This is a genomic window from Blautia sp. HCP28S3_G10, from assembly GCF_052065235.1.
GTDB lineage: Bacteria > Bacillota > Clostridia > Lachnospirales > Lachnospiraceae > Blautia_A.
In genome coordinates this window covers 1-23,537 of record NZ_JBQHUL010000032.1, presented here as the reverse complement: position 1 = coordinate 23,537, position 23,537 = coordinate 1, and the positions used below count along the sequence as shown (strand labels likewise).

The 23,537-nt window shown below is 41.4% G+C and carries 20 protein-coding genes; 8 read left to right on the top strand and 12 right to left on the bottom strand.

Annotated features, from left to right (window positions below):
• Positions 1-24: 24 nt before the first annotated feature.
• The 5 genes from ACTNB8_RS12480 to ACTNB8_RS12460 all read right to left on the bottom strand — a co-directional run bounded on the left by ACTNB8_RS12480 (position 25) and on the right by ACTNB8_RS12460 (position 4,672).
• Positions 25-477 (bottom strand): ACT domain-containing protein, encoded by a 453-nt coding sequence (locus ACTNB8_RS12480; RefSeq protein WP_441055167.1) that lies wholly within the window; start codon positions 475-477, stop codon positions 25-27.
• Positions 478-634: 157 nt separating this feature from the next.
• Positions 635-1,754 (bottom strand): peptide chain release factor 2 gene (gene prfB, locus ACTNB8_RS12475; protein ID WP_441055165.1). Its coding sequence is split into 2 segments (ribosomal slippage): positions 635-1,678 and positions 1,680-1,754, totalling 1,119 coding nucleotides; the frame shifts between segments, so codons are not numbered across the junction.
• Between the two features lie 114 nt (positions 1,755-1,868).
• The gene (locus ACTNB8_RS12470; RefSeq protein ID WP_441055163.1) at positions 1,869-2,669 is read right to left on the bottom strand and encodes an MBL fold metallo-hydrolase; all 801 of its coding nucleotides are present in this window, start codon (positions 2,667-2,669) and stop codon (positions 1,869-1,871) included.
• A gap of 148 nt (positions 2,670-2,817) precedes the next feature.
• Positions 2,818-3,666, bottom strand: coding sequence for a diaminopimelate epimerase (gene dapF / locus ACTNB8_RS12465; protein WP_441055161.1), 849 nt, complete (start codon positions 3,664-3,666; stop codon positions 2,818-2,820).
• Between the two features lie 184 nt (positions 3,667-3,850).
• Entirely contained in the window at positions 3,851-4,672 is an 822-nt protein-coding gene (locus ACTNB8_RS12460; protein ID WP_441055159.1) for a transglutaminase domain-containing protein, read from the bottom strand.
• Between the two features lie 627 nt (positions 4,673-5,299).
• Between ACTNB8_RS12460 and ACTNB8_RS12455 the strand changes: the two genes are divergently transcribed.
• The 6 genes from ACTNB8_RS12455 to ACTNB8_RS12430 all read left to right on the top strand — a co-directional run bounded on the left by ACTNB8_RS12455 (position 5,300) and on the right by ACTNB8_RS12430 (position 11,189).
• On the top strand, positions 5,300-6,127 hold the full coding sequence (locus ACTNB8_RS12455) for an AraC family ligand binding domain-containing protein (protein ID WP_441055157.1): 828 nt from the start codon (positions 5,300-5,302) through the stop codon (positions 6,125-6,127).
• Positions 6,128-6,185: 58 nt separating this feature from the next.
• Complete coding sequence (locus ACTNB8_RS12450) at positions 6,186-7,112, top strand: UbiA prenyltransferase family protein (RefSeq protein ID WP_441055155.1); 927 nt, start codon at positions 6,186-6,188, stop codon at positions 7,110-7,112.
• A 16-nt stretch (positions 7,113-7,128) separates the two neighbouring features.
• Positions 7,129-7,785 (top strand): HAD family hydrolase, encoded by a 657-nt coding sequence (locus ACTNB8_RS12445; RefSeq protein WP_441055153.1) that lies wholly within the window; start codon positions 7,129-7,131, stop codon positions 7,783-7,785.
• Position 7,786: 1 nt separating this feature from the next.
• A complete protein-coding gene (locus ACTNB8_RS12440; protein WP_441055151.1) occupies positions 7,787-8,977 on the top strand; it encodes a glycosyltransferase 87 family protein in 1,191 nt (396 codons plus the stop codon).
• A 246-nt stretch (positions 8,978-9,223) separates the two neighbouring features.
• A complete protein-coding gene (locus ACTNB8_RS12435) occupies positions 9,224-10,450 on the top strand; it encodes a dicarboxylate/amino acid:cation symporter (RefSeq protein ID WP_441055149.1) in 1,227 nt (408 codons plus the stop codon).
• 199 nt (positions 10,451-10,649) lie between these two features.
• The gene (locus tag ACTNB8_RS12430; protein WP_441055147.1) at positions 10,650-11,189 is read left to right on the top strand and encodes a nitroreductase family protein; all 540 of its coding nucleotides are present in this window, start codon (positions 10,650-10,652) and stop codon (positions 11,187-11,189) included.
• Positions 11,190-11,633: 444 nt separating this feature from the next.
• On the opposite strand, the gene secA is transcribed toward ACTNB8_RS12430, so the two are convergent.
• The 3 genes from secA to ACTNB8_RS12415 form a co-directional block, all read right to left on the bottom strand.
• Positions 11,634-14,210, bottom strand: a complete 2,577-nt coding sequence (gene secA, locus ACTNB8_RS12425) for a preprotein translocase subunit SecA (protein WP_441055145.1) — start codon at positions 14,208-14,210, stop codon at positions 11,634-11,636.
• A 238-nt stretch (positions 14,211-14,448) separates the two neighbouring features.
• A complete protein-coding gene (locus ACTNB8_RS12420) occupies positions 14,449-15,906 on the bottom strand; it encodes an ArnT family glycosyltransferase (RefSeq protein WP_441055143.1) in 1,458 nt (485 codons plus the stop codon).
• A gap of 38 nt (positions 15,907-15,944) precedes the next feature.
• Positions 15,945-18,266, bottom strand: coding sequence for a phospholipid carrier-dependent glycosyltransferase (locus ACTNB8_RS12415; RefSeq protein WP_441055141.1), 2,322 nt, complete (start codon positions 18,264-18,266; stop codon positions 15,945-15,947).
• Positions 18,267-18,510: 244 nt separating this feature from the next.
• On the opposite strand from ACTNB8_RS12415, the gene ACTNB8_RS12410 reads away from it, so the two are divergent.
• On the top strand, positions 18,511-18,879 hold the full coding sequence (locus tag ACTNB8_RS12410) for a NusG domain II-containing protein (RefSeq protein WP_441055139.1): 369 nt from the start codon (positions 18,511-18,513) through the stop codon (positions 18,877-18,879).
• Positions 18,880-18,882: 3 nt separating this feature from the next.
• Entirely contained in the window at positions 18,883-19,368 is a 486-nt protein-coding gene (locus ACTNB8_RS12405) for a Gx transporter family protein (RefSeq protein ID WP_441055137.1), read from the top strand.
• A 17-nt stretch (positions 19,369-19,385) separates the two neighbouring features.
• Here ACTNB8_RS12405 and ACTNB8_RS12400 read toward each other — a convergent pair whose 3' ends face one another.
• The 4 genes from ACTNB8_RS12400 to ACTNB8_RS12385 form a co-directional block, all read right to left on the bottom strand.
• Positions 19,386-20,432: an FAD:protein FMN transferase gene (locus ACTNB8_RS12400; protein WP_441055135.1), complete on the bottom strand. Its 1,047-nt coding sequence runs from the start codon at positions 20,430-20,432 to the stop codon at positions 19,386-19,388.
• Between the two features lie 147 nt (positions 20,433-20,579).
• Positions 20,580-21,365 carry a 4Fe-4S binding protein gene (locus tag ACTNB8_RS12395; protein ID WP_441055133.1) on the bottom strand — a complete coding sequence of 262 codons (786 nt, stop codon included), beginning with the start codon at positions 21,363-21,365 and terminating at the stop codon, positions 20,580-20,582.
• Positions 21,362-21,934, bottom strand: a complete 573-nt coding sequence (locus ACTNB8_RS12390) for an FMN-binding protein (protein WP_441055131.1) — start codon at positions 21,932-21,934, stop codon at positions 21,362-21,364. Before ACTNB8_RS12390 ends, ACTNB8_RS12395 begins: the two co-directional genes overlap by 4 nt.
• On the bottom strand, positions 21,935-23,419 hold the full coding sequence (locus tag ACTNB8_RS12385; protein WP_441055129.1) for an FMN-binding protein: 1,485 nt from the start codon (positions 23,417-23,419) through the stop codon (positions 21,935-21,937).
• Positions 23,420-23,537 lie beyond the last annotated feature (118 nt).

Sequence of the window (23,537 nt, the reverse complement as noted above, 5' to 3'; positions counted from 1 at the left end):
CCTTTGTAAAAGCCCTCCGGCTACTTATTCTCTTCCAAGGATCTTCAGATAATGGACTCCGTCCCGACGCTCAATTTCTTCAATAATCGATTCTGCATCGCCTTCCCCTGGCAAAATGTCAACACTAAGTGTCAGCGTTGCCACACCATTAATGGGAATACTCTGATGAATTGTCAGGATATTTCCATGGAAACGAGCAATTGTCTGAAGCACCATAGATAACAACCCCGGTTCATCATCCATCTGAATAATGAAAGTAATTGTTTTTCCTCTGGCCTGCTCATGAAAAGGGAAAATATCATCCTTATATTTATAAAAAGAGCTTCGACTGATGCCCGTCCTGTCTGCCGCTTCCTGTACAGTCTGTACCTTTCCGGAATCTAACAGCCGTTTTGCCTGTACTACTTTAAGTAATACCTCCGGCACAGCCCGCTCTCTTACTACAAAATACTTATTTTTGTCCTGCAATTTTTCCATCTGATCCATCCTATTTTAAACCATATTCTATATTAATTACAGGTTCTTTATAATGGATTTCCCCCGCAGGGGGTGTCCGTATAAAAAAGACACCTGTGTTCCTACGAGGGATATGTTATCACACCTGACTCTGAACTGCAAGTATTTTTACAGATACCTATTCTGGTTTACGGGATAATGCAATCCACTTCAGATATGCATTTATAAACGGATCGATTGCTCCATCCAGAACTGCATCAACATTACCTGTTTCTTCGCCTGTTCTGTGATCCTTCACCATAGTATATGGCTGCATAACATAGGAACGAATCTGATTTCCCCATCCAATATCTGTCACTTCTCCACGAATACCGGAAAGCTTTGCTTCTGCCTCCTGCTGTTTCAGTAAATACAGTTTTGCTTTCAGCATCTGCATTGCCTTGTCCTTATTCATGTGCTGTGAACGTTCATTCTGACACTGTACAACGATTCCTGTCGGAAAATGTGTAATACGGATGGCAGATGATGTCTTATTGATATGCTGTCCACCTGCACCACTGCTTCGGTAAGTATCTATACGGATATCATCGTCATTGATCTCTACATCAAGATCCTTCTTGATATCCGGCATAACATCACAGGATACAAATGATGTCTGCCGTTTACCTGCTGCATTGAAAGGAGAAATACGTACAAGACGATGAACCCCTTTCTCAGATTTAAGATATCCGTATGCGTTTTCACCGTTTACCTGGAATGTAACTGATTTAATACCAGCCTCATCTCCATCCAGATAATCCAGAACTTCCATTGAGAATCCTTTACGGTCAACCCAGCGGCTGTACATACGATAAAGCATTCCACACCAGTCACAGGCTTCTGTGCCACCTGCTCCCGCATTCAGTTTGATAATCGCATTTTCACTGTCATATTCTCCTGACAGCAATGTCTTAACCCTGATATTGTCAAAATCCTGAATAAACTGATCCAGCATCTCCTGAATTTCAGGAATAATCTCAGGATCATTTTCTTCGTAACCCATTTCGATCATGGTTTCCATATCTTCCATCTGTGTTACCAGGTTATGATATGTTTCCATGTCATCTTTCATACTTTTGAGTTCTTTCATTTTATTCTGGGAAACTTCTGCATCGTCCCAGAAATCCGGCGCTTCCATCTCGCGCTCTAATTCTTCGACCTTCTGCTCTTTATTAGCGAGGTCAAAGTGAATCCCTCACTTCCACTAATGGTTCTGTGTAGTTTGCAAGAATACTCTTGAACTGATCTAATTCAACCACAGCTTCACCTTCTTTCTATAATATAAGATAGCATTTCTGGATACTGTTTATGTCCGAAAACACCAGTGTTAACAGCATATCACATTCGCCCTAAAACTGCAAGAACAGTAACTCTTACAATTCTATTGTTTCCAGGTCTTCAGGTACGTATATATTTCCGCTGAAATATTTCTTTCCTTCTGCTGTATACAGTTCTTTTCTGCGGAAAATATTTTTGTCTTCTGTATGATATAGTATCAGATTCTTCACATTCAGCTGCGCAGCCAGTTCGCTTGCATCTTTTGCGGTAGAATGATGTTTTTCATAGGGATGAAACTGATCAGCCTGGTCAAAAAGACAGAAAGCCTCATGAAGCAGCCATTTGCTGTTTTCCGCGTATTTCTTTTCACATTCGTTGTATGGTTCATCTCCACAACAGGTAAGCTTCTCACCGTTACCCATATCCATACAGAATCCATACTGTTTTGCTTTTGTTGACTGAATATCAAAAAAAGTTACTTTATGTCCTATCAGGTTTCTTTCTTCTCCGTCATTTACAACTACCAGATGCAGACGTTTTCCGATAAACTGCGTCTGTTTTGCAGGATAAAGCTTCTCTGCCATATCTTTCAGGAGACTGATCACTTCATCATGACCATAGATCCAGGCTTCCCCTTCATACTGCCCCTGTTTCATATTCTGGCAGATCATTCGGACCATCCAGATAATTCCCATCAGGTGATCTACATGTTTATGTGTAACAAATATTTCCCGCATATCTTTCCAGTCAAAACCTGCCTGCTTCAGCTGACGGAGCAAAGTGTTCCCGCCACCGCCATCTACCAGGAGGTGTTTTTCTCCATCCTGTATGACAAAACATGTATTATAACATTCTGTTACCATTGCATTTCCAGTTCCAAGCATTGTAAGTTTCATGGTTTTCCTCCCAGTATATTTGCAATAATATCGGCTATATCTTACCATATTATAAAAAGAAAGGGAACAGCCAAAACCGTTCCCTTAAAATTCCGGAAATTTACTGTTCACTCCGTTCACAGCAACTTGGTCTATTTATGAACTTTTATCATGAGAAAAAGCTCTCCGCAATACTCATATCAGCAATGTAACCGACACTTCCTGTCATATAAACAGTTCCGTCTTCTTTAATATCAATCTGGATCATTCCACCTGGCTGGTTTACATTTACTCTGCTTTCTGTCAGACCAAGGCGATACGCTGCAACTGCTGCCGCACAGCTCCCTGTTCCTGAGGCTTTTGTATACCCGGAGCCACGTTCCCAGATTTCAATATCCAAATTTCCGCTGTCAATCTGATGGCAGATCTGAAGATTCATTCTCTCCGGAAATTCATCTGCATTTTCTACATATGGGCCAAGTTCTTTCGCCATTTCAGGCGTTACTTTATCTGTAAAGATAATGCAGTGTGGATTTCCCACTGTAAGACATGTTGCCTTATACTCTTTTTTATTAAAGGTGAAAGTTTCATTGATTACTTCACGAACTTCTCCGGTAACAGGAATCTCTCTTGATATAAAGGAAGCTTTTCCCATATTTACTCTGAATTCTGTTGCACGGTTATTCAGGCATTCCACTTCAATAGGACCTGACAGAGTTTCTATAGTAAATTTCTGTTCTTTTACATATTCATGATCCATGAGATATTTTGCAAAAATCCTCACACCATTTCCACTGATCGCGGCTTCGCTTCCATCTGAATTATAAATATGAACGCCCATTTTCCCATTGATCTGAACCGGTCCGTAAAGGACACCGTCTGCTCCGAGTCCAAATCCTCTCTGACACATCAGTGCAATCTTCTTTCCCTGAAGCTGTACACGGTTTTTATTTGGATCCAGAACCAGATAATCATTTCCCAGTCCCTGATATTTGATCATTGTAATACAGTCTGCCATTATTCACTCCCGCCTTTCCTGCATTTTGCCCGGTTTTATTACCTGTGGCACTCACTTATTCATATTATATCTGATATTTTTACAATGTATATAGAATAAAATGCGTTTTATATTGCAAAAGATGCGTTTTGTATTGTTAAAAAAATCCTTCCGTTGCGTTCAGCACCAGAAGGATCTATGTTATTTATGACCATTTGACTTTTCCGTTTTGTACTGACATTGTATATTCCTTATTACATTTCAGACGATACGGATATTTTTTGCGGGTTACCAGATAAAGACTCCTTTTCATGTTGGCTCTCTGCATACTGCAGTCGATCATTTTCCATGTATTTCCGATTTTTACTTCACACCAGCCATGTGGAGATAACGGGGCTTTCGGACCTCTTGCTGTAACTGCCCCCACTGCAACTCTTGTATCATATCCCAGAACTCTTCCTATATAGGCCATTGCAGAAGCATAACGATAGCAATTTCCTCTTTTTGCTGAAAACATATACCTGGCACAGGAAGCTATTTTGCGTGCAGATGGTTCACCGTCAGTCATACGATGATATGGATATTTAAGCAAAGCCTGGAAACATTTTTTCAGACGTTTCTGCCTGCTGAGCTTAGGACTTGAATACTTCATAACAAAAGAAACAGCCTGTCTGATCTCCTTTGTAGTAACTCTCATTCCATTTTCGTCAACATAATAATATCCACGGGATTTTGACCCAACGATCTTATTAACTGCAAGTCTGTAATTTCCGGCAAAATAATAATATTTGCCACCTATTTTGCGCCATCCTTTTGCACGCTTTCCATTAACCGAATAATACTTTTGCCCCTTCGTACTGTACCAGCCGGTATATGGTCTGTTGTTCTGATATACTTTTCCTGCATTAACTGTAACTTCTGTCTGTGCTGTAGCTGCATTTACCATCAATCCGTTTCCTGATACTGTCAGGATAAATGCCATTACAACAGCAGCGCATCTTTTCATTATCTTCTGTGATTTCTCCATCTGGAAAGCCTTCCCTTTCAATGTATTTAATCTACCGTCTATACTACGTTACTGTTCTCTCCGTTCACAGCAACCTGGTCAAAATCCATTCCAAATCACCTTCGGTGATGGGATTTTGACCCGTATGTCTCGGGATTTTGCCATCTTTATGGCAAAACACCTCGCGGAATATTATCTGCGAACAGTAACTATACTACTATATTCGTTTCTTATTTACAAGGTGGATTTATTTGCAGCCATACTCCACCAGAAGTCTGTCCCGAAATGACCTGTCTGTAAATGTTCTCTTTATGTTTCTCTATGTATTTTTCCAATAGTTCTTTATTGCTGTCATTTTGAAAGAACATCTTTCTTTGCCATATACCTCTCTATTTTCAAGAACAAAATGCTTTTATCCAGATTGTACATCTGCTTTTTTGAACTTTCAAGTACCAACTCTTAACTTAGACTTAAACTACTGGAATTCCCGATAGAAACATCATAGAAAACGCTCAAATAAGATGAACATATTGTACCACCTTATATTTGCATTTGCAAGAAAAAACGTTTGGCATAATTCGACTGCCATCATTGCATTTCCTGCCTTATTTTTATATAATAAAGTCATCTCACATGAGGGAGGATTTCATGGATTATCTGCAGTATGCGTCACAGAAAACCGGCTATCTAAAAGAAGAATTCCGACTGTTTCATATTAAAGATCAGACAAAGAGAGAGTTTGAATGGCACTATCACGATTTTCACAAAATCGTGGTTTTTCTTTCCGGGAAAGTTACCTATCATATCGAGGGAAAAGCCTATCATCTAAAACCACGTGATATTCTTCTGGTCAGTCAGGGCGATATCCACAAACCGGAAATTGATTTCTCCGTTCCCTATGAACGTTTTATCATATGGATACGTAAAGATATCGCAAAAAGCCAGCTGAACAGCTGCTTCCAGAAAGCAAACGACCGCAGTTTCAACCTGGTCCGTCTTGATTCTGATCTTCAGGAACAGCTCCGGGAACTTCTCCTAAAACTGGAACAGGCATCCAAAAGCAAAAAATTTGGTGATGATCTGCTGTGTGAATCACTTTTCACGCAATTTATGGTTTATATTAATCGAATCTTCCTGAAAGAAACATACACTGCTGATCAGAAATCTTATTCCTCAGATTCGCAGGTAGAACAACTGCTTAAATACATCAATCAAAATCTGAGTCAGGATCTTTCCATTGATACACTGTCGGAAAAATTTTTCTTCAGCAAATATCATATGATGCGAAAATTCCGTGAAGAAACCGGCTATACGATACACAACTATATCTCCAGTAAACGGCTTCTTCTGGCACGCTCACTGATCAGTCAGGAAACTCCCGTACTGAAGGCAGCCCAACAGAGTGGTTTTCGTGACTACACCACTTTTATCCGTGCCTACAAAAAGCAATTCGGTACAACACCTTCTCAATCCTAGACTTTTAGAAATGGCTATGTTATACTTTTCGAAGAAAAAAAGTAAAAGGAACAAATTTATGAAAGATTATATAAAAATTGCACGTGTCGATCACTGGATCAAACAGTTGTTTATAGTCCCGGGAATGATTTTTGCCATTTTTCTGGTAAAAGATGTAAATCTGGCTTCCATAATACCAGATATCATCCTGGCATTTATTTCCACCTGTTTTGTAGCCTCCGCCAACTACGTTATCAATGAATGGCTGGACGCTGAATTTGACAAATACCATCCAACCAAGAAAAACCGTCCTGTTGTGTCAGGCCGTCTGAAATTTCACTGGGTCATGACTGAATACCTGGTTCTGGGAGCTCTCGGACTTATTATTTCCTGGTTCGTTTCCATGCCGGTATTTCTTATGGAACTGTGGCTCTTTATCATGGGAATTCTTTATAACGTAAAACCTTTTCGTACTAAAGAAATTCCTTATATAGACGTACTGTCAGAATCTGTTAATAATGCAATCCGTCTTCTTATCGGCTGGTTTTCCATTTCTTCTTTTTATCTGCCACCAATAAGCATCGTACTCGGATACTGGATGGGCGGTGCATTTCTGATGGCAACAAAACGTTACTCTGAATATCGTATGATCGATAACAAAGATCTTGCAGGGCATTACCGCAAATCTTTCCAGTATTATACAGAAAAATCTCTGTTGATATCTGCATTTTATTATGCACTTCTGTCTGTATTTTTCTGCGGTATCTTCATGATCAAGTATAAATCTGAACTGATCATTGATATTCCGATTCTGTGTGGTCTTTTCAGCCTGTATCTGAATATCAGCTACAAAGAAGATTCCTGTGCACAGAAACCGGAGAAACTTTTCCACGAAAAAGGCCTGATGCTTTATCTTCTGGCTTTTATCGTGATCACCTGTATCCTTATGATGGTTCACATTCCCGGACTGGAATGGATGGTAGGAAAGGATCTTATCAAACTCTGATATGAACAAAACAAAGATGAAATCAATCAAAGATTATCAGACCTATGTAGTAGATATGGATGGGACTTTATATTACAAATATCCCATGCGGCTTTCCATGTTATTTCAGATGGCAGGTTATTATCTGTCGCATATAACTAACTGGAAAGAAGCCTTTCTCCTGAAAGACTACCGACACTTAAGAGAATCTGATGAATTACTGAAGGAAGCAGACTGTGAAAGCAGGATCCGCTTCCTTCTTTCAGAAAAACATCATTTTACCCCGGCAAAAGTAGACCACATTATTGAGGAATGGATGTATAAACGTCCTCTTTCTGCCGTATACAAAAGTCGTGATAAGAGGCTTCTGGCTTTTCTGAAAGCACAGCAGAAAAAAGGACACAAGGTCTACTTTTATTCCGACTATCCTCTTGAAGATAAAAGTCGCATACTGGGATTTAATGCCGACGGGCTTTATTATCCTGATAATATACGTTTTTCTTTTTTGAAACCAAATCCGGAAGGACTTTCTCTGATTCTCCGGGAAAACAGCCTGAATCCTTCAGATGTCCTGATGATCGGCGACCGTCAGGAAAAAGATGGCCAATGTGCGATCAATGCCGGAACAGATTATCTGATTCTGAAATCCACACCTTCTGCCCGACGCAGACAATATAAGAAATGGAGTATCTGATATGAAATCCAATATACAGCAAAAAAGATTCCGGCTTCTCGCCGGTCTTCTTGTACTTTGTATCGCTTCGTGTATTATCCTATATTTTTATCTGGGATATACAGGTTTTGATCTGAAAGGACACTGGAGGATCAGTCGCTATACTCTGCTTGGCTATGATCCGTTTCCACTGATCGGACAGCACACTTTACTGAAATCCGTGGGCAGAATTCCCAAAGGTTTTTCGACAGTACCATGGTGTTGTGTTTTTGGGAGCATTTTTTATGGTGCATTTCTGCCTGTTGAAATCGCCCAGATATATATTTGGGTTCTTCATTTTGTTATTTATGCAGTTACAGCCACTGTTATTTATCGTAAATTCCGCCGACAGTTTTCCGGCAGATTTATACTCCTGCTGATTTTGCTTATCGGAGGACACTTCAGTTTCATGTATTCCCTCCGCTACGGAAACGCAGGTGCGATCATCTGCTGCCTTGGAATTCTTGCCATATGTCTCACTGACTCCAATCCGTGGATTGCCGGTATCTGTATGGGATTTGCAATGATGAAGCCACAGATCTCCATGATCATCTGCCTGGTCTGGCTTCTGAATCGCAAATGGAAACCGCTTTTTACTGCGGCAGCTATTGATATTCTCGGATGGATCACTACTGCTGTGATCACGGGCACTTCCCCTCTGATTCTTCTGAAAGAAACTTTATCCAGCGGAACCGCTTCTGCGAAACAGTATCTTGGTATGTTCAGTTTTCTTCAGCTTGCAGGAATAAATTCCACTGTGGTTCTTCTTCTGAATATGATTGTCGGAATTATTTTTACTGCTGCCGGATATTTTTATCTGAGAAAGAAATGTCATGCATCAGAAAATTCCCTGGTACTTTATGTTCCGGCATGCGCAGCGTCAACTTTCTGGATGTACAAAAACGGCACCGACTATCTGATCCTTGTATACGTGGCAGCCTTTTTCCTTTATCTCTGCCTGGAAAAAGGCCTTAGCACAAAAGATTTACTGTTGTCTGTTTTCTGCCTTTTATATCTGGAGATGAGCAGATGTGCTGTTTATTTTGTCATCGTACTTGGCAAAAAATCTGTGGCTGTGCGAAATCTGTCCAAGAGTTTTGACGGAATCCTGATTGCAGTGATAACGGTTATTTTTCTTCATCTGTGGCACGCTTACAGCTGCTGTGAACAGTAACTTGGTCAAAATCCATTCCAAATCACCTTCGGTGATGGGATTTTGCCCCGTATGTCTCGGGATTTTGCCATATTCATGGCAAAACACCTCGCGGGACATTGCCTGTGAACAGTAACAATAACGATAAACTATCATATTTTCATTGTTTTTACAGTCGAGTCATGTTAAAATAAATTGTCAAAGGAGACATTGTAGCAGGTGCATTGTCTCCTTTTTTCAAAATATTTTTGGAGAGGGGAAATTCAAATGAAAGAAAAGAAAAAAATGTCTCTGGCCATGCAGATTTTTATTGCACTTATACTGGCCATCATCGCAGGTCTGCTTATGCAGAACCATGCTGCCTTTGCCGAATCCTATATCAAGCCATTCGGTACTATCTTCCTGAACCTTGTCAAATTTATTGTCGTTCCGATTGTACTGTTCTCTATTATGTGCGGTATCATTTCCATGAGTGACATCAAAAAGGTCGGTGCTATCGGACTGAAAACTGTTGTATTTTATCTGTGCACCACTGCTTTCGCTGTTACTATCGGTCTTGTCGGAGGTAATCTCTTTAAGGGACTTTTTCCTGTTGTGGCTACCACAGATCTAACTTATGAAGCAGCTGAGGCAACTTCCTTCATGGATACACTGGTCAATATCTTTCCATCCAACTTCGTATCTCCTATGGTAGAAGCCAACATGCTTCAGATCATCGTTATGGCGATCCTTCTTGGATTTGCTATCATTCTTGTAGGTGAGAGAAATATACGCGTAGTAAACGCATTCAATGATCTTAACGAAATTTTCATGAAATGCATGGAAATGATCCTGAAGCTTTCACCAATCGGTGTATTCTGTCTTCTGTGTCCGGTTATCGCTTCTAATGGTCCTGCCATTATCGGATCTCTTGCGATGGTACTTCTGGCAGCTTACATCTGTTATATTGTTCATTCACTGGTCGTTTACTCCCTGACTGTCAAAACTATGGGCGGCTTAAGCCCACTGAAATTTTTCAGGGGCATGCTTCCTGCTATCATGTTTGCATTCTCCAGTGCTTCTTCTGTCGGAACTTTACCGATCAATATGGAATGTACAGAAAAACTTGGTGCAAAACGTGAAGTTGCCTCTTTCGTTCTTCCGCTGGGAGCGACGATCAACATGGACGGTACTGCTATTTATCAGGGGGTGTGTGCGATCTTTATCGCTTCCTGCTATGGTATCCAGCTGACACTTCCACAGATGCTGACTATCGTTCTGACTGCTACACTGGCTTCTATCGGAACTGCAGGTGTTCCTGGCGCAGGCATGGTCATGCTTGCCATGGTACTTACCTCTGTTGGTCTTCCTGTTGATGGTATTGCACTTGTTGCAGGTGTTGACCGTATCTTTGATATGGGCCGTACTACTGTCAATATTACAGGTGATGCAGCCTGTACAATGGTTGTTTCCAACCTGGAAGCCAAACGTGAGTCACGTAAAGCCGGAAAATAAGTATGTCTCGGGATTTTGCCATATTCATGGCAAAACACCTCGCGGAATATTACCTGTGAACAGTAACGCCTACTCTGCCCATTTGTTTATCAGATAAGATGAGAATTGCATTTTTTGTCAGATAATGGCATAATTATGGCATACAGAGTTTCTATTCTGTATGCTATTTTTAATATATTTTTTTAGGAGGTTTTTGTTTATGGAATTTCAGAAATTGATAGAAAGCAGAAGAACTGTTCGTAAATATAGTGCTGATTCCAAAGTTACTAAGGAACAGATTGAGGAACTGATTCATGCGGCTCAGGAAGCTCCTTCATGGAAAAACTCTCAGACCGGCCGTTATTATTGCGTTATGTCAGATGATCTTACTGAAAAAATCCGTCAGAACTGTCTTCCTGGTGCAAATAATGCAGTAAAATCCAAACACGCTGCTCTTATTGTTACTGCTTTTGTTCATAATCGTGCTGGTTTCCAGCCAGACGGTATGCCGGATAATGAACTCGGTAACGGCTGGGGCTGTTATGACCTTGGTCTCCAGAATGAAAATCTTGTTCTGAAAGCTGCTGAGATGGGACTTGGTACGCTGATCATGGGTATCCGTGACGCTGACAAAATCAGAGAACTGCTCGAAATTCCAGAGACAGAAACAATTGTTTCTGTTATTGCAGTAGGTGTTCCTGCTGAAGAACCAGCCCGCCCGAAGAGAAGAGAACTTGATACAATTGCAAAATTCTTCTAAATATATATAAGACACAGATCCCAGTATGTCAGGAATTCCCCTGGTATACTGGGATTTCTTTCTGTTCACGACCGATCAATTGTAATTCCCTCATGGAATTATCAATGAATCGGTCTGTAAAACATCAAATTTTACTTGTTTTGCTTTCCCTTGTTGGTAATGTCGTTTCTTCAGTGTTTGTGACATTTTCTTCCCTTATCTGGCGCGTCGCGCGGTCTCCCGTGCCCATGATATAGACAGGAGCACCCTCTCATATATTTGAAGAACAGGTTATTTCCGGATGGTTTTAGGTACTGGCAAAATCCACTGCCTACGATGACTCATTCTCGAAGGCACTCCTGAGAGAATGTTTAGTCATAATTGGCAGTTAGTTCGCCAGACCGTTATCCGGTTACCTGTGAATCAATATATGAGAGGGTGCTCCGTAATATATCACACCTTATCTTATGCTTTCATTAATTTCCGTCCGCAGCACTGTTTATACTTCTTACCACTGCCGCACGGACACGGATCATTTGGATAAATCTTATCTTCTTTTCTCTGAACAGGTTTCTTTACAGAACTGTCATCTTTGTTAGTTCCTGTAACTTTTGCTACCTGTTCACGTTCAACCTTCTGCTCTACATGTACATGATACAGCATACGTACTGTGTCTTCCTGAATAGATGTGATCATACTGTTGAACATTTCAAAAGCACTCATCTTATATTCAACAACCGGATCTCTCTGGCCATATCCTACAAGACCAATACCCTGACGAAGAATTTCCATATCATCAATGTGATCCATCCACTTACTGTCAATACTCTTCAGGAGAACAACTCGTTCCAGTTCACGAAGCTGTTCTGCTTCCGGGAATTCAGCCTCTTTTGCTTCGTAAAGTTTTACTGCTTCTTCTTTAACGAAATGTTTCATCTCGTTTTTCTTCTTGCCCTTAACCTTTTCTTCGGTAAGCGGTTCGATTGGAATGATTGGAAGTAATGCAGTATTAAACTCATTCAGATCCCATTCTGTAGATTCAACATCATCAGAGAAGCACATGTCTACTGTGCTGTCTACTATATCTGTGATCATCTTATAGATGGCATCACGCATATTCTCACCATCAAGTACCTGACGACGTTCTTTGTAGATAATCTCACGCTGTTCATTGTTAACCTGGTCATAATCCAGAAGATTTTTACGAATACCAAAGTTATTGAACTCGATCTTTTCCTGTGCTTTCTGGATTGCATTGGAAAGCATTTTATGTTCGATCTGTTCATTCTCAGCAACACCAAGAGATGTAAATACTTTCATCAGACGCTCAGATCCGAACAGACGCATCAGATCATCTTCCAGAGAAATGTAGAAACGGGATTCACCCGGATCTCCCTGACGACCGGAACGTCCACGCAGCTGATTGTCAATACGTCTGGATTCATGACGCTCTGTACCAATGATTTTCAGACCACCGGCTTCTCTTGCCACATCATCCAGCTTGATATCAGTACCACGACCAGCCATGTTAGTCGCAATTGTAACTGCTCCTGCCTGACCTGCCTGAGCTACGATCTCAGCTTCCAGTTCATGGAACTTCGCATTCAGTACATTGTGCGGGATACCTTCACGGCGAAGCATTCTGCTGATAAGTTCAGATGTCTCAATCGTAATGGTACCAACCAGTACTGGCTGCTGTTTAGCATGAGCTTCTTTGACAGCTTCTACAACTGCATTGAATTTCTCTTTCTTTGTCATGTAAACGGCATCTTCCAGGTCTTTACGCTGTACAGGTCTGTTGGTAGGAATTTCTACAACGTCCATTGCGTAAATATCACGGAACTCTTTTTCTTCGGTAAGAGCTGTACCTGTCATACCGCCTTTTTTGTCATATTTATTAAAGAAGTTCTGGAATGTGATAGTTGCAAGAGTTTTGCTCTCTCTCTTAACCTTAACATGTTCTTTCGCTTCAATTGCCTGATGAAGGCCGTCAGAATAACGACGTCCCGGCATAATACGTCCGGTAAATTCATCTACAATAAGAATTTCATCGTCTTTTACAACATAGTCCTGATCTTTGTGCATAAGGTTATGTGCACGAAGAGCAAGAATAATGTTGTGCTGGATCTCAAGGTTTTCAGGATCAGCAAGGTTATCGATATTAAAGAATTTTTCGACTTTCTTTACGCCCTGATCAGTCAGGTTGACCAGTTTATCCTTTTCGTTGACAACAAAATCACCTGTCTCAACAACTTCCTCACCCATGATAGCTGCCATCTTAGTCATTTCATGGCTTGCTTCTCCACGTTCCAGCTGCTGTGCCAGAATATCACAGACTTCATAAAGCTTGGTAGATTTTCCACTCTGTCCTGAAATGATCAGAGGTGTACGTGCCTCATCAATAAGTACAGAGTCGATCTCATCGATAATACAGTAATGAAGATCTCTCTGAACCAGCTGTTCTTTATAGATAACCATATTATCACGCAGGTAATCAAATCCCAGTTCGTTATTGGTTACATATGTGATATCGCAGCCATATGCTTCACGTCGCTCTTCTGGCTTCATATCATTAAGAACCACGCCAACTGTCAGTCCAAGAAATTCATGAACCTTACCCATCCACTCAGCATCTCGTTTTGCCAGGTAATCATTGACTGTTACAATATGGACTCCACGACCTTCCAGTGCATTCAGATATGCAGGCAGTGTAGATACCAATGTCTTACCTTCACCTGTCTTCATTTCTGCAATACGACCCTGATGAAGAATAATACCACCAATGATCTGTACACGATAATGTTCCATTCCGAGGACACGTTTAGCTGCCTCACGTACTGTGGCAAAAGCTTCCGGAAGAAGATCATCCAATGTCTCGCCTTCGCTCAGACGTTTCTTGAACTCTCTTGTCTTCTCTCTCAGCTCTTCATCGCTCAATTTCTGCATCTCCGGACGATAAGACTCTGTCTTTTCTACCAGAGGCATGATACGCTTTACTTCGCGCTGACTACGTGTTCCGAATACTTTAGAAAAAACGTTCATAGTAAACTCCCATTTATTTTATTCTGATAACTCTATATACGAAATCATCCGTATTTTACCTATTTAAGAAATCCATACTATTTTACCACTTTCCTACGTGGAAAACAATGAATATTTCTTAAATAAAGTGTGTCCACCTGCTTTACTCGTTACTGTTCACTCCGTTCACAGCAACTTGGTCTAAATCCATTCCAAATCACCTTCGGTGATGGGATTTTGACCCGTATGTCTCGGGATATTACCTGTGAGCAGCCAGCACATACATTACACACGAGCTGACAGCCAGACCCCAAAGTCCTGTTCTGATCCATGCTGCAGTTTTTTCATGGTATTGTATATATTTTCCCAATAATATTGAAAGTGGAATCACAAGAAACAGCATATATCTGAAGTCCATACTGCAGGCAAATGGATACTGCAGATAAAAAAACAAAATGCTTGCATAATAAAGCACGCTCATACCAGCCACAATGCTGCAGTAAAAATCTTTACGGTTACGCATGATCTGCCAGATCAATGCCACCAGACACGCTGCCGCACATATTGCAGCACACATAAGCAGTACGACTGGTATCCAGCCTGGTACATTGTATCTGAATTCATTAAAAAGTGAGGATTTAAGATAATATGCGGGAGCATTATAATCTGTATTCAAATCCACATATGGTGTGCCGAAAAAATTTGATATCTGGACAAGAAACAATCTCTCCACAACAGAACAGTTTCCTCTGTACAGCCAGGAGTCCTCACTTATCGGCAGCACATAATTCAGCGGCTGTCCAAAAAGCAGATAATTGCGAACGCTGTACCACAATCCCAGAGGAAGCGCAATCAGCCCGAATACCACATATTTGCATACAAGCATCCCGGCTGTTTTTATCCCTGCTTTTATCTGAGTAATAAATTTCCAGACAAAAAGAATCGCTGTCATAAGTGCCACAACTCCACAGGAAATCTTTGTAAGAACTCCAAGTCCATATACAACTGCCAGAAGAACTGTATTTAACCAGCCCGGATCTTTAAACCACTGTAAAGTAAGTGCAAATGCCAGAAGCATAAACATGGCCACAAGTGCGTCTGGTGAAATTGTTCCTCCTGCAATATAAAAAGCCGGCAGAAAAGCAGTAAGCATCAGGGCATATTTCATTTCTTTTTCTCTCAGACCGCAAAGAATTCCAATCCTGCGGCATAGAAGAAGGCATATACACGAGGCTGCACAGGACACTGTTTTCGCAGCATCCACCAGAAAATATGCCTCTTTTGACCCCAGAATCCAGTTTATAAAACCAGAAATTCCAGCTCCCAGGAAATAAAACATCGGCTGTTGATACATCTGAACCTGATTGGTTTCCGGAAGATGCCTGTCTTCTATTAAAGTCAGCAGATATGCTGCGTGACCATAACCACTTTTGTCAAGGTCCCAGAGATCATGCTGCCGCTCTTCACAGCCTGTATACAACATATATCCGATGCGCATGACACTTCCCATGATGATCAAAATCGTGCAGATTTTCTTTTCATCGGGCTTTTTTCTCCAGATATACAGGCAGCACCCAAGCAGTGCTGCCACCATTGCAATCTGGATTATTATCGGATGTTCATATAACTCTGTAAGCCGGCTGACCATATAAATAAAGCATACCGCAAGCGTTACATCAATCCCTGCCCTCCAGCAGATTGTATTTTGTTTTTTCATATGTATGTCCTCTAAAATGATTGCTTTTTCATAACAGCCTAAAATGACATCGTCCATGTCGGCAGCCACTGCAGAATTCTTTTTACAAAATCAGTTCTGACAGCAACACCAGCCAGCACAGGATAAAACATAATAAACAGTGCCACAGAAATCCCTCCGAACAGCAGCATTGCGATCTTTTTTCGTTTTATATGATGCAGCGAGTTGCCTATCATCACAACAAGAATATTGGAAGCGAGAAAATACTGGTAAATAAACACAGTCCTGTGAATAAAGAACCACGGAAACAACACCGAACAGTATGCAATAACCAGATATCGGGCGTTTCTGCATTTTCTGTAATACCAGAGATAAACCTGATGGAACAGTGCCACTAGTCCTCCCCACCATATCAAAGGATTTCCAAAAGTAACAATTGTACGTAGATGTTCAGCATCAACTGTCGTGTATGAATCCATCAAAGGCCGGATATCAGCCAGCCAGGAATACCATTCCGATGAATATGGATGTTCAAAAACTGTATCTGAATGATAAGTAAACATAAGCTGAGCATTCGAAACTGCCGATGCCAGCAGGCCTTTGTCCGTGTAAACTTTTGTAAACGGTATGTATGACAACAGATAAATGCAGCCTGGAATCAGAATAAAACATGCAAGGCAGCATGCAAACAACACAGACAGATATTTCTTTTCCTGCCTGATATTTTTTACTTTGGAAAAAAGTCCCACAAAAAACAGCACTGCAATCCCCAGAGTAGCATAAAGTCCGGTCCATTTTGTTGCTGCCGCCAGTCCTGTCGAAATTCCGCACAAAAGCAGAAACAGTACCTGCCTGTTAAAATTCCTGAATGAGCCACAGCACCTGCTGAAACAATACATAAAGAAAAACATCAACAGTACAAAACATGCAACGATAATATCAATGGTTGCAATTCTTGACAATGTAAAATGCATAAACTCCGTTGCAAGCAGAACCGTTGTAAAACATGCTGTACCAGTGCTTGCAGACATTGCAAAAGCCAGCAGGTATATCACAGGGATCATTGCCGTTCCCATGATCACACACATAAATCTCCAGCCCCACGGATTCATACCAAATGCCCGGATTCCCAGACCAATGATAATTTTTCCAAGCGGTGGATGCGTATTTTCATAAATAGACAGTCCGTGAATAAATTCATACGCAGTACGGGCATGATACACCTCATCAAACATGGTCTGATCATAACTTGTACGAAGTTCTTCCGGAAACAGTCCCTGCTCGTCAAAAAGTTCTTTATAATATGATGCATTTGTTGGAAGGATACGATTTCCATTGGCATCCAGGCACACGATTTCATGTATGGATGCTTCTTTGTCTTCGGTAATAACCATTCCCAGTCTGTTCAGAGAACGGTTTACCGGAACTTCATTCCAGCAGAAAGCACTTGAAAGTTCATGCTTGCTCTCAAAGACTTCCCAATCATTGCTTCCCTCTTCAAGACTTGAAAAAGACATCACGGTCTTTCCGGTATATCCAAGATAAATGTATATTTTTGATATATAAACATCTGAATCAAACCCGAGAACAATCTCATTATTTCCAGCCACATCATAATTCAGCGTCCGATATGTTTCCGGAGTTCTGACAGATCCGAGGTTCACAAAAGCCGTTACTGCAAAAGCCAGTGTAATACAGATCATAATAACCATGTCTCTTGTAGAAAGTACCGGTCGTTTTTCACAGTCACAGGTTTTTTCCACTATATAAGGTTTCAGATGCTCTGAAAAAGTCTTTTTACTGATAATCCGATAAGAACATCTCACAATCGCAAAAATCAGAAGTGTTACTGATACAATATATAAAACCGGAATTTCTTCTGCGTCTGAAATATTATTCCAGTGCTGATCATAAATCTGAACTGCTGCAAAAAGTCCCAGGCTTCCGATAGTGACCAGCAAATATTCATCGCTGAATGCCAGCAGACTTCCTCCCTGTTTCTTTATAACAGTATCAAGGATACATAAGACTGCCAGTGTAACAAACATTGCAGGTAAAAACAGCTGGTTTCCTGTCAGAATTCCAAGAATAATCCCTGGCTGGAACAGATAGAAACTGCATATGCAGCTGGTAAGCGCAGAAGATTTTTTCTTTCGTATATAATAAATGCCTGCCAGAATAATAATCCATTCCAACGCAAAATTTCTCCATGTGCCTGCAGGTATATCCTGCGTCATTGCCACTGGCACAAATCTTGTCAGTATATAGAAAATAATCAGTGTTGATTTTGAAAACGACAACACCGTATCTTTTTTCCGAAGAAAATAAATTCCCCAGAATACTGCACATATAATGCCCGTATAAAAATATGAAGATGTCATAGATGTTCTCCTTTTTCTGATGATGCATTATAATTTCATATATTACTGTCTGTATTTTAGCAGAGCAGTAGTGTTTTTATTGTATCATGCATATTCTCTGTAAACAAGTCACGGAATATTACAAGTGAACAGTTACCTTGGTTTATGTTTGTTGCTTCTAACTGCTTCTTGTCATAACGACTTCGATATGCTATGATAAATTGTGTTGCTGTTTCACGTTATCAATCTTCAAACAGAGGGATTTATGAAGAAAAAAGAAATTGCTTTTATTGCAGGAATTCTGATATTTGCCCTGGTGCTCTGGGCCGGTATGTATTTATTACGCAGAGGAAATTATGGAACTGTCCGCATCACTATAAACGGAGAAGAATACGGTACTTATTCTCTTTCAAAAGATCAGATCATTTCTATTGGAGACACAAATGTCTGCGAGATCAGAGACGGACAGGTGAAAATGATCGAGGCAGACTGTCCGGATCATCTGTGCATGAAACAGAAAGCGGTCGGAAGTGCGGGTGGAACCATTGTCTGTCTTCCAAACAAAGTAGTAATAGAAGGAGAAAAAGCCGATAACGCTGAAGACAATTCTTCGGATTTCGATACGGCTGTATAAATTATGAATCAGAAAAAAATCGCCTACATGGGGCTTTTTGCCGCCATAGCAATCATCTTCGGATATGTCGAATCCCTGATTCCTTTTTTTGCCGGAATTCCGGGAATCAAACTTGGTCTTGCCAACCTCGCGGTCCTCTTTATCCTTGAAAAATATACCTGGAAAGAGGCAGTTCTGGTTTCCATGGTAAGAATCCTTGTGATCGGATTCATGTTCGGAAATATGTTCAGTATTCTTTACAGTATGGCCGGCGCAGCTTTAAGTCTTACTGTAATGACCTTTATGGAAAAAAAGTCCGGCTTCAGTCTTCTGGGCATCAGCGTTGCCGGTGGTGTGTCCCATAATATCGGACAGCTGATCGTAGCTGCCCTGATCGTAGAAAACAAAAGCCTTCTTTATTATGCACCGGTTCTTATCATTTCAGGTGTTATTACCGGTGTACTTATCGGTATTCTTACAGGCGAAGTAACAAAGCGGATTCATTTCTGACATGAATCCGCTTTTTGTTATTTAATCTTCTTTATTGTATATGTGTTTTTCATCAGTTCAAATCTTTCTTTCATGCCTGACGTAAGATAAACATTTTTATCTTCATCTACGAAAGCCGCATCCGCATCATACTTCTCAAGTAATGCCTGAGCATTTTCAAGTCCAAGCACAAAACATGCTGTTGACAGTCCATCTGCAAGCAGTCCGTTATCGCAGACTACTGTCACAGAAGTCAGTCCGTTCCACACCGGATATCCCGTCTTCGGATCCAGTATATGGTGATAACGTTTGCCATCTTCCATGAAAAATTTCTCATAATCTCCTGACGTAGAAAGGAACTCACCGCCCTTTATTGTAATTGCTCCAAGGTAATCCCCTTCTGTATCTCGAGGATCTGTAACTGCCACCTTCCACGGAGACTGATCCGGCTTCTCCCCATAGGCCATCACGCTGCTGCCGCCAAGATTCAGGATCATACCTGTTACATCTTTCTGTTCTTTCAGATAAGAAGCTGTAACATCACATCCGATACCTTTTCCTGCCGCTCCCAGATCAAGTGTTGCTCCGTCTTTCAGAGTTACTTTGTTTCCGTCCAGCACAATATTTTTGTAATTTACATTTTCAATAAGGGCATCCAGTTCTTTCTGATCCGGTACATGAGGATTTTCTCCTTCTATATCCCAGAGACGGATCACCTGCCCAAGTGTCGGATCAAATGCACCATCTGAATCCTCAGCAAGCTGACATATCTGCCTTAAATATCCTGCCAGTTCATCAGATACTTCGACTGTTTTCCCATCTGCGGAATTGATTTTGGCAATCTGAGAATCGCTCTCTGTCCATGACAGAAGTCCTGTCTCAACTTCCCGGAGTTTCTCTCCGATAGAGGCGTTAAGATCATCACCGGTTGTATAAAGTGTCTCTGATACTACTGTATCCATAGCAAAATCTGTGTTTGTATATTTCTGCACTTCTGTATCTGCCATTACCGGCACTGATGCCAAAATCATGCTGCTGGCAACTATCGCTCCCAATACAGATTTGTATATGTTTCGTTTTATCATCTGTTTCCTGACTCCTCATAACAGAAATACGCATCCACCATATTTCTCAGTGAATGCGTTTTTATTTCCAGCTTGATACGATGGTATTTTACCATAGAATGAAATCGTCTTCAAGTTGTATTGTGTTAACTTTTCCCTGAATACTTGTTATTGTACTTCTTTCGTTTCTTCCCCTTCTCCGATCTGTATGTTTTGCCTCGGGCAGGCTGCCTGGCAGGCATGACAGCAGATACACTCTCCTGAAAGTGGTGTATCCCCGTCGATATCCAGATGTGCGGGGCAGCGTTTCTTGCAGGCGCCGCATTTGGAAGGGCATTTTGAGCGGTCTCTGTGAAACAATGCAGACGGGAAAATCGGCATCATTGCAAATACTGCTCCCATCGGACACAGAAACTGACAGAAAAAGCGCTCCTGTGTACACATTCCCACCATGATCAGAATCAGAAGAATAATTCCAATTTTATAGGAGGCATTCGGAAGCCTTCTGGCTGTCAGCATCGAAAAAACATCCCACGGACTCATTCCCTGCAGCTTCGGATACCAGCCTGCGAGGATAGAAAGCAGGATAAAAGCAAGCAGAATATATTTCACTTTCTGCAGTATCCTGACCACTTTTTCCGGATAACCATGGCGTTTTTTCTTATGAAAAATCTTGCTTCTGATAAACACAGTTGCCTCATACAAAGCATCTCCCAGTGATCCGAAAGCGCATGCATAACCACAGAAATGACGTCCGAAAAAGACTGTTATCAGAAGAAGTACACCTGTAACATCAAGGAAGGAATTCCAGGTAATCGGCTGATGCGATGCTATTGCCTGAAAAATTGACTTAATTCCTGCAAATGCAGTGGAAAACAGCGCAGGTGCTGCAATGAAAAATACAAGCTGGACTGCAGCTCTTATCAGCCGGACTTTTCTCTGCTTTTTTTTCATTGATTTTCTGCCTTTCCAAGAGCATCATTAACTGCATTTATTATTCCTGTAGAGCTGAAAGTTGCACCGGAAACAGTATCCACATCTGTACTCTGGGCAGAAATTATCGTGCTTATAACACCTTCCGCCTGGGAAAGATATGCTGAATCTTCACCGGAAGCTGATGTCACCTGAATATCTGTAATAGAGTCATTTGCAAGTGTTACCTGTACTTCAACAGCTCCGCCAAATCCCTGTCCGGAACCTGTATAAGTACCATCTTTGTATATATTTTCTGCATCATCTGTGTTCTCTGCTGTATCTTTTGATGAATTATCTTTTGTCTTTGCAGCTGCTGCCTGAGCCTTCGCTTCCTCTGCTGCAGCTTCCGCTTCCTCTCTTGCTTTTGCCGCTTCATCAATTGCTGTCAGCATTTCTGTCTGCTGTTTTTCGAGAGCTGTAACTCTGTCCTGAAGCTCTGTAATTTTCTGTACCTGTGAGTTGTTTTTGTTGACAAAATCATATCCCATGAAGGCTCCGATGACCAGAATCAGACACAAAAGTCTCATGTAAAAACTATGGTATTTCATTTAATTCTTTCCTTCCTTATCCGTTTTTTCCGTCTCTTTTTCGTCTGCTTCTGCTGCCTGAGTCGGGGTTGGTTTCTGTTCCTCTGACTTCGCAGGAGCCGGGGTTGGTGTTACCGTTGATGTTGGCTCCGGTGTTACTGTCGGTTCCGGAGCTGCTGTCGGCACAGGAGTAGCTGTCGGTTCAGGAGTCACTGTCGGTTCCGGGGTCACTGTCGGTTCCGGGGTCACTGTCGGTTCTGGGGTCACTGTCAGAGTCGGCCCTGGCGTTGGCGTTGCTGTCGGCGTTGGTGTAGGAGTAGCCGTCGGTTTTACTGACAGTGACTGATAAATGGCCTCAGCTGCCGCATTAAGAATACCATTTGAGGAATAAGTGGCGCCGGTGACTGTATCAATTCCATCTGTTGTCTGGTTTTCAAGAATTGCAGGGTAAATCGCTTTCCATGCTTTTTTAAAATATGCAGGTGTATCATCATTTGTATTCTTAATTGTAGTTATTTTTCCGTTTTCAATCGTAACTGTAATCGTTACCCACCCCTGGAATCCTCTGGCTTTTGCAGTGTAAGTTCCGTCCTTAAAGTAAACAGTTTCCTCTTCCTGTCCCGGCGCCGTAGTCGGTTTTGCAATAACCGGACGTGTTGCTGCTGATGCTGGTGCCGGTGTTGGTGTAACAGCCACTGCTGTTGTTTTCTTCTTGTTTTTTTTCTTCTTTGTGGTGGTCTTTTTGCCTCCGTTTCCAGCCTTGGAAAGAGCATTCTGGACTGCCTGAATAATACCGTTTGATGAATATGTGGCACCACTGACAGCATCTACATTTGGGGACTGGGCAGAGATCATTTTGCTGATAACTCCTTTTGCTGATGCAAAATATGATCCTGTTTCACCAGACGCACTGAGTACATTAATTGCTGTAATTTTACCTCCGGAAACTTTAACCTGAACAGTGATCGTTCCTCCGAATCCTGTTCCGCTTCCCTGATAAGTACCATCTTTGTAACCGTCTTCCGGTACACTGGTGGTCGGTGTAGTTGTCGTTCCCTGTCCCTGACCGGAAGCTGCAGCAGATTTTACAGGAAGGACTTTTGCACCGCCCTTTTTGATTCCGCCTGTCTTCGCTTTTTTCTTTGCTGAAGTTTTTTCTTTCTGCCTGTCAGAAGACTCTTCTGAGGAAAAATCCTCCTGCACTTCTGCATAGTCATAGGAATACGCTGTTGTCAGGAGACTTTCCAGCTCTTTTGCATTGATTACATCTGATTTTGGCCCACTGACCGTTTTGGTTGTCTCTTCTGCACTGACTTCCGGCTGTAATCCTGAAACAGTCACTGCTGCAATCACAGCAGCTGCCGGAAGAAGTTTTATGAGATTTTTACCTGTCTGACCGGACCTTTTTCCGGCTTTTTGTCGTCCTGCTGATTCATAAAATCTACTCCTTTTCTGGATTCTGTCTGTATTATCTTCTGACAAGCAAAAGAAGGGGCGTTGATCCAACGTCCCCGCAGACTGTAGACAAAGCCCTGCTTTTGCAGGGTTTTGCTATTGTTGGAACCGCTTTTCTGATATAATAAATATCAGAAGGGCGGTGTTTTTTATGATGACGAAAAATGCA

Coding starts and splice junctions, on each gene's coding strand:
- ACTNB8_RS12395 (WP_441055133.1), bottom strand. CDS start 21,365: ATGAAAAAAAAGCAGAGAAAAGTCCGGCTGATAAGAGCTGCAGTCCAG.
- secA (WP_441055145.1), bottom strand. CDS start 14,210: ATGAACGTTTTTTCTAAAGTATTCGGAACACGTAGTCAGCGCGAAGTA.
- ACTNB8_RS12460 (WP_441055159.1), bottom strand. CDS start 4,672: ATGGAGAAATCACAGAAGATAATGAAAAGATGCGCTGCTGTTGTAATG.
- ACTNB8_RS12400 (WP_441055135.1), bottom strand. CDS start 20,432: ATGATAAAACGAAACATATACAAATCTGTATTGGGAGCGATAGTTGCC.
- ACTNB8_RS12390 (WP_441055131.1), bottom strand. CDS start 21,934: ATGAAATACCATAGTTTTTACATGAGACTTTTGTGTCTGATTCTGGTC.
- ACTNB8_RS12410 (WP_441055139.1), top strand. CDS start 18,511: ATGAAGAAAAAAGAAATTGCTTTTATTGCAGGAATTCTGATATTTGCC.
- ACTNB8_RS12480 (WP_441055167.1), bottom strand. CDS start 477: ATGGAAAAATTGCAGGACAAAAATAAGTATTTTGTAGTAAGAGAGCGG.
- ACTNB8_RS12405 (WP_441055137.1), top strand. CDS start 18,883: ATGAATCAGAAAAAAATCGCCTACATGGGGCTTTTTGCCGCCATAGCA.
- ACTNB8_RS12445 (WP_441055153.1), top strand. CDS start 7,129: ATGAAATCAATCAAAGATTATCAGACCTATGTAGTAGATATGGATGGG.
- ACTNB8_RS12440 (WP_441055151.1), top strand. CDS start 7,787: ATGAAATCCAATATACAGCAAAAAAGATTCCGGCTTCTCGCCGGTCTT.
- ACTNB8_RS12455 (WP_441055157.1), top strand. CDS start 5,300: ATGGATTATCTGCAGTATGCGTCACAGAAAACCGGCTATCTAAAAGAA.
- ACTNB8_RS12420 (WP_441055143.1), bottom strand. CDS start 15,906: ATGAAAAAACAAAATACAATCTGCTGGAGGGCAGGGATTGATGTAACG.
- ACTNB8_RS12450 (WP_441055155.1), top strand. CDS start 6,186: ATGAAAGATTATATAAAAATTGCACGTGTCGATCACTGGATCAAACAG.
- dapF (WP_441055161.1), bottom strand. CDS start 3,666: ATGGCAGACTGTATTACAATGATCAAATATCAGGGACTGGGAAATGAT.
- ACTNB8_RS12430 (WP_441055147.1), top strand. CDS start 10,650: ATGGAATTTCAGAAATTGATAGAAAGCAGAAGAACTGTTCGTAAATAT.
- ACTNB8_RS12470 (WP_441055163.1), bottom strand. CDS start 2,669: ATGAAACTTACAATGCTTGGAACTGGAAATGCAATGGTAACAGAATGT.
- ACTNB8_RS12415 (WP_441055141.1), bottom strand. CDS start 18,266: ATGACATCTTCATATTTTTATACGGGCATTATATGTGCAGTATTCTGG.
- ACTNB8_RS12435 (WP_441055149.1), top strand. CDS start 9,224: ATGAAAGAAAAGAAAAAAATGTCTCTGGCCATGCAGATTTTTATTGCA.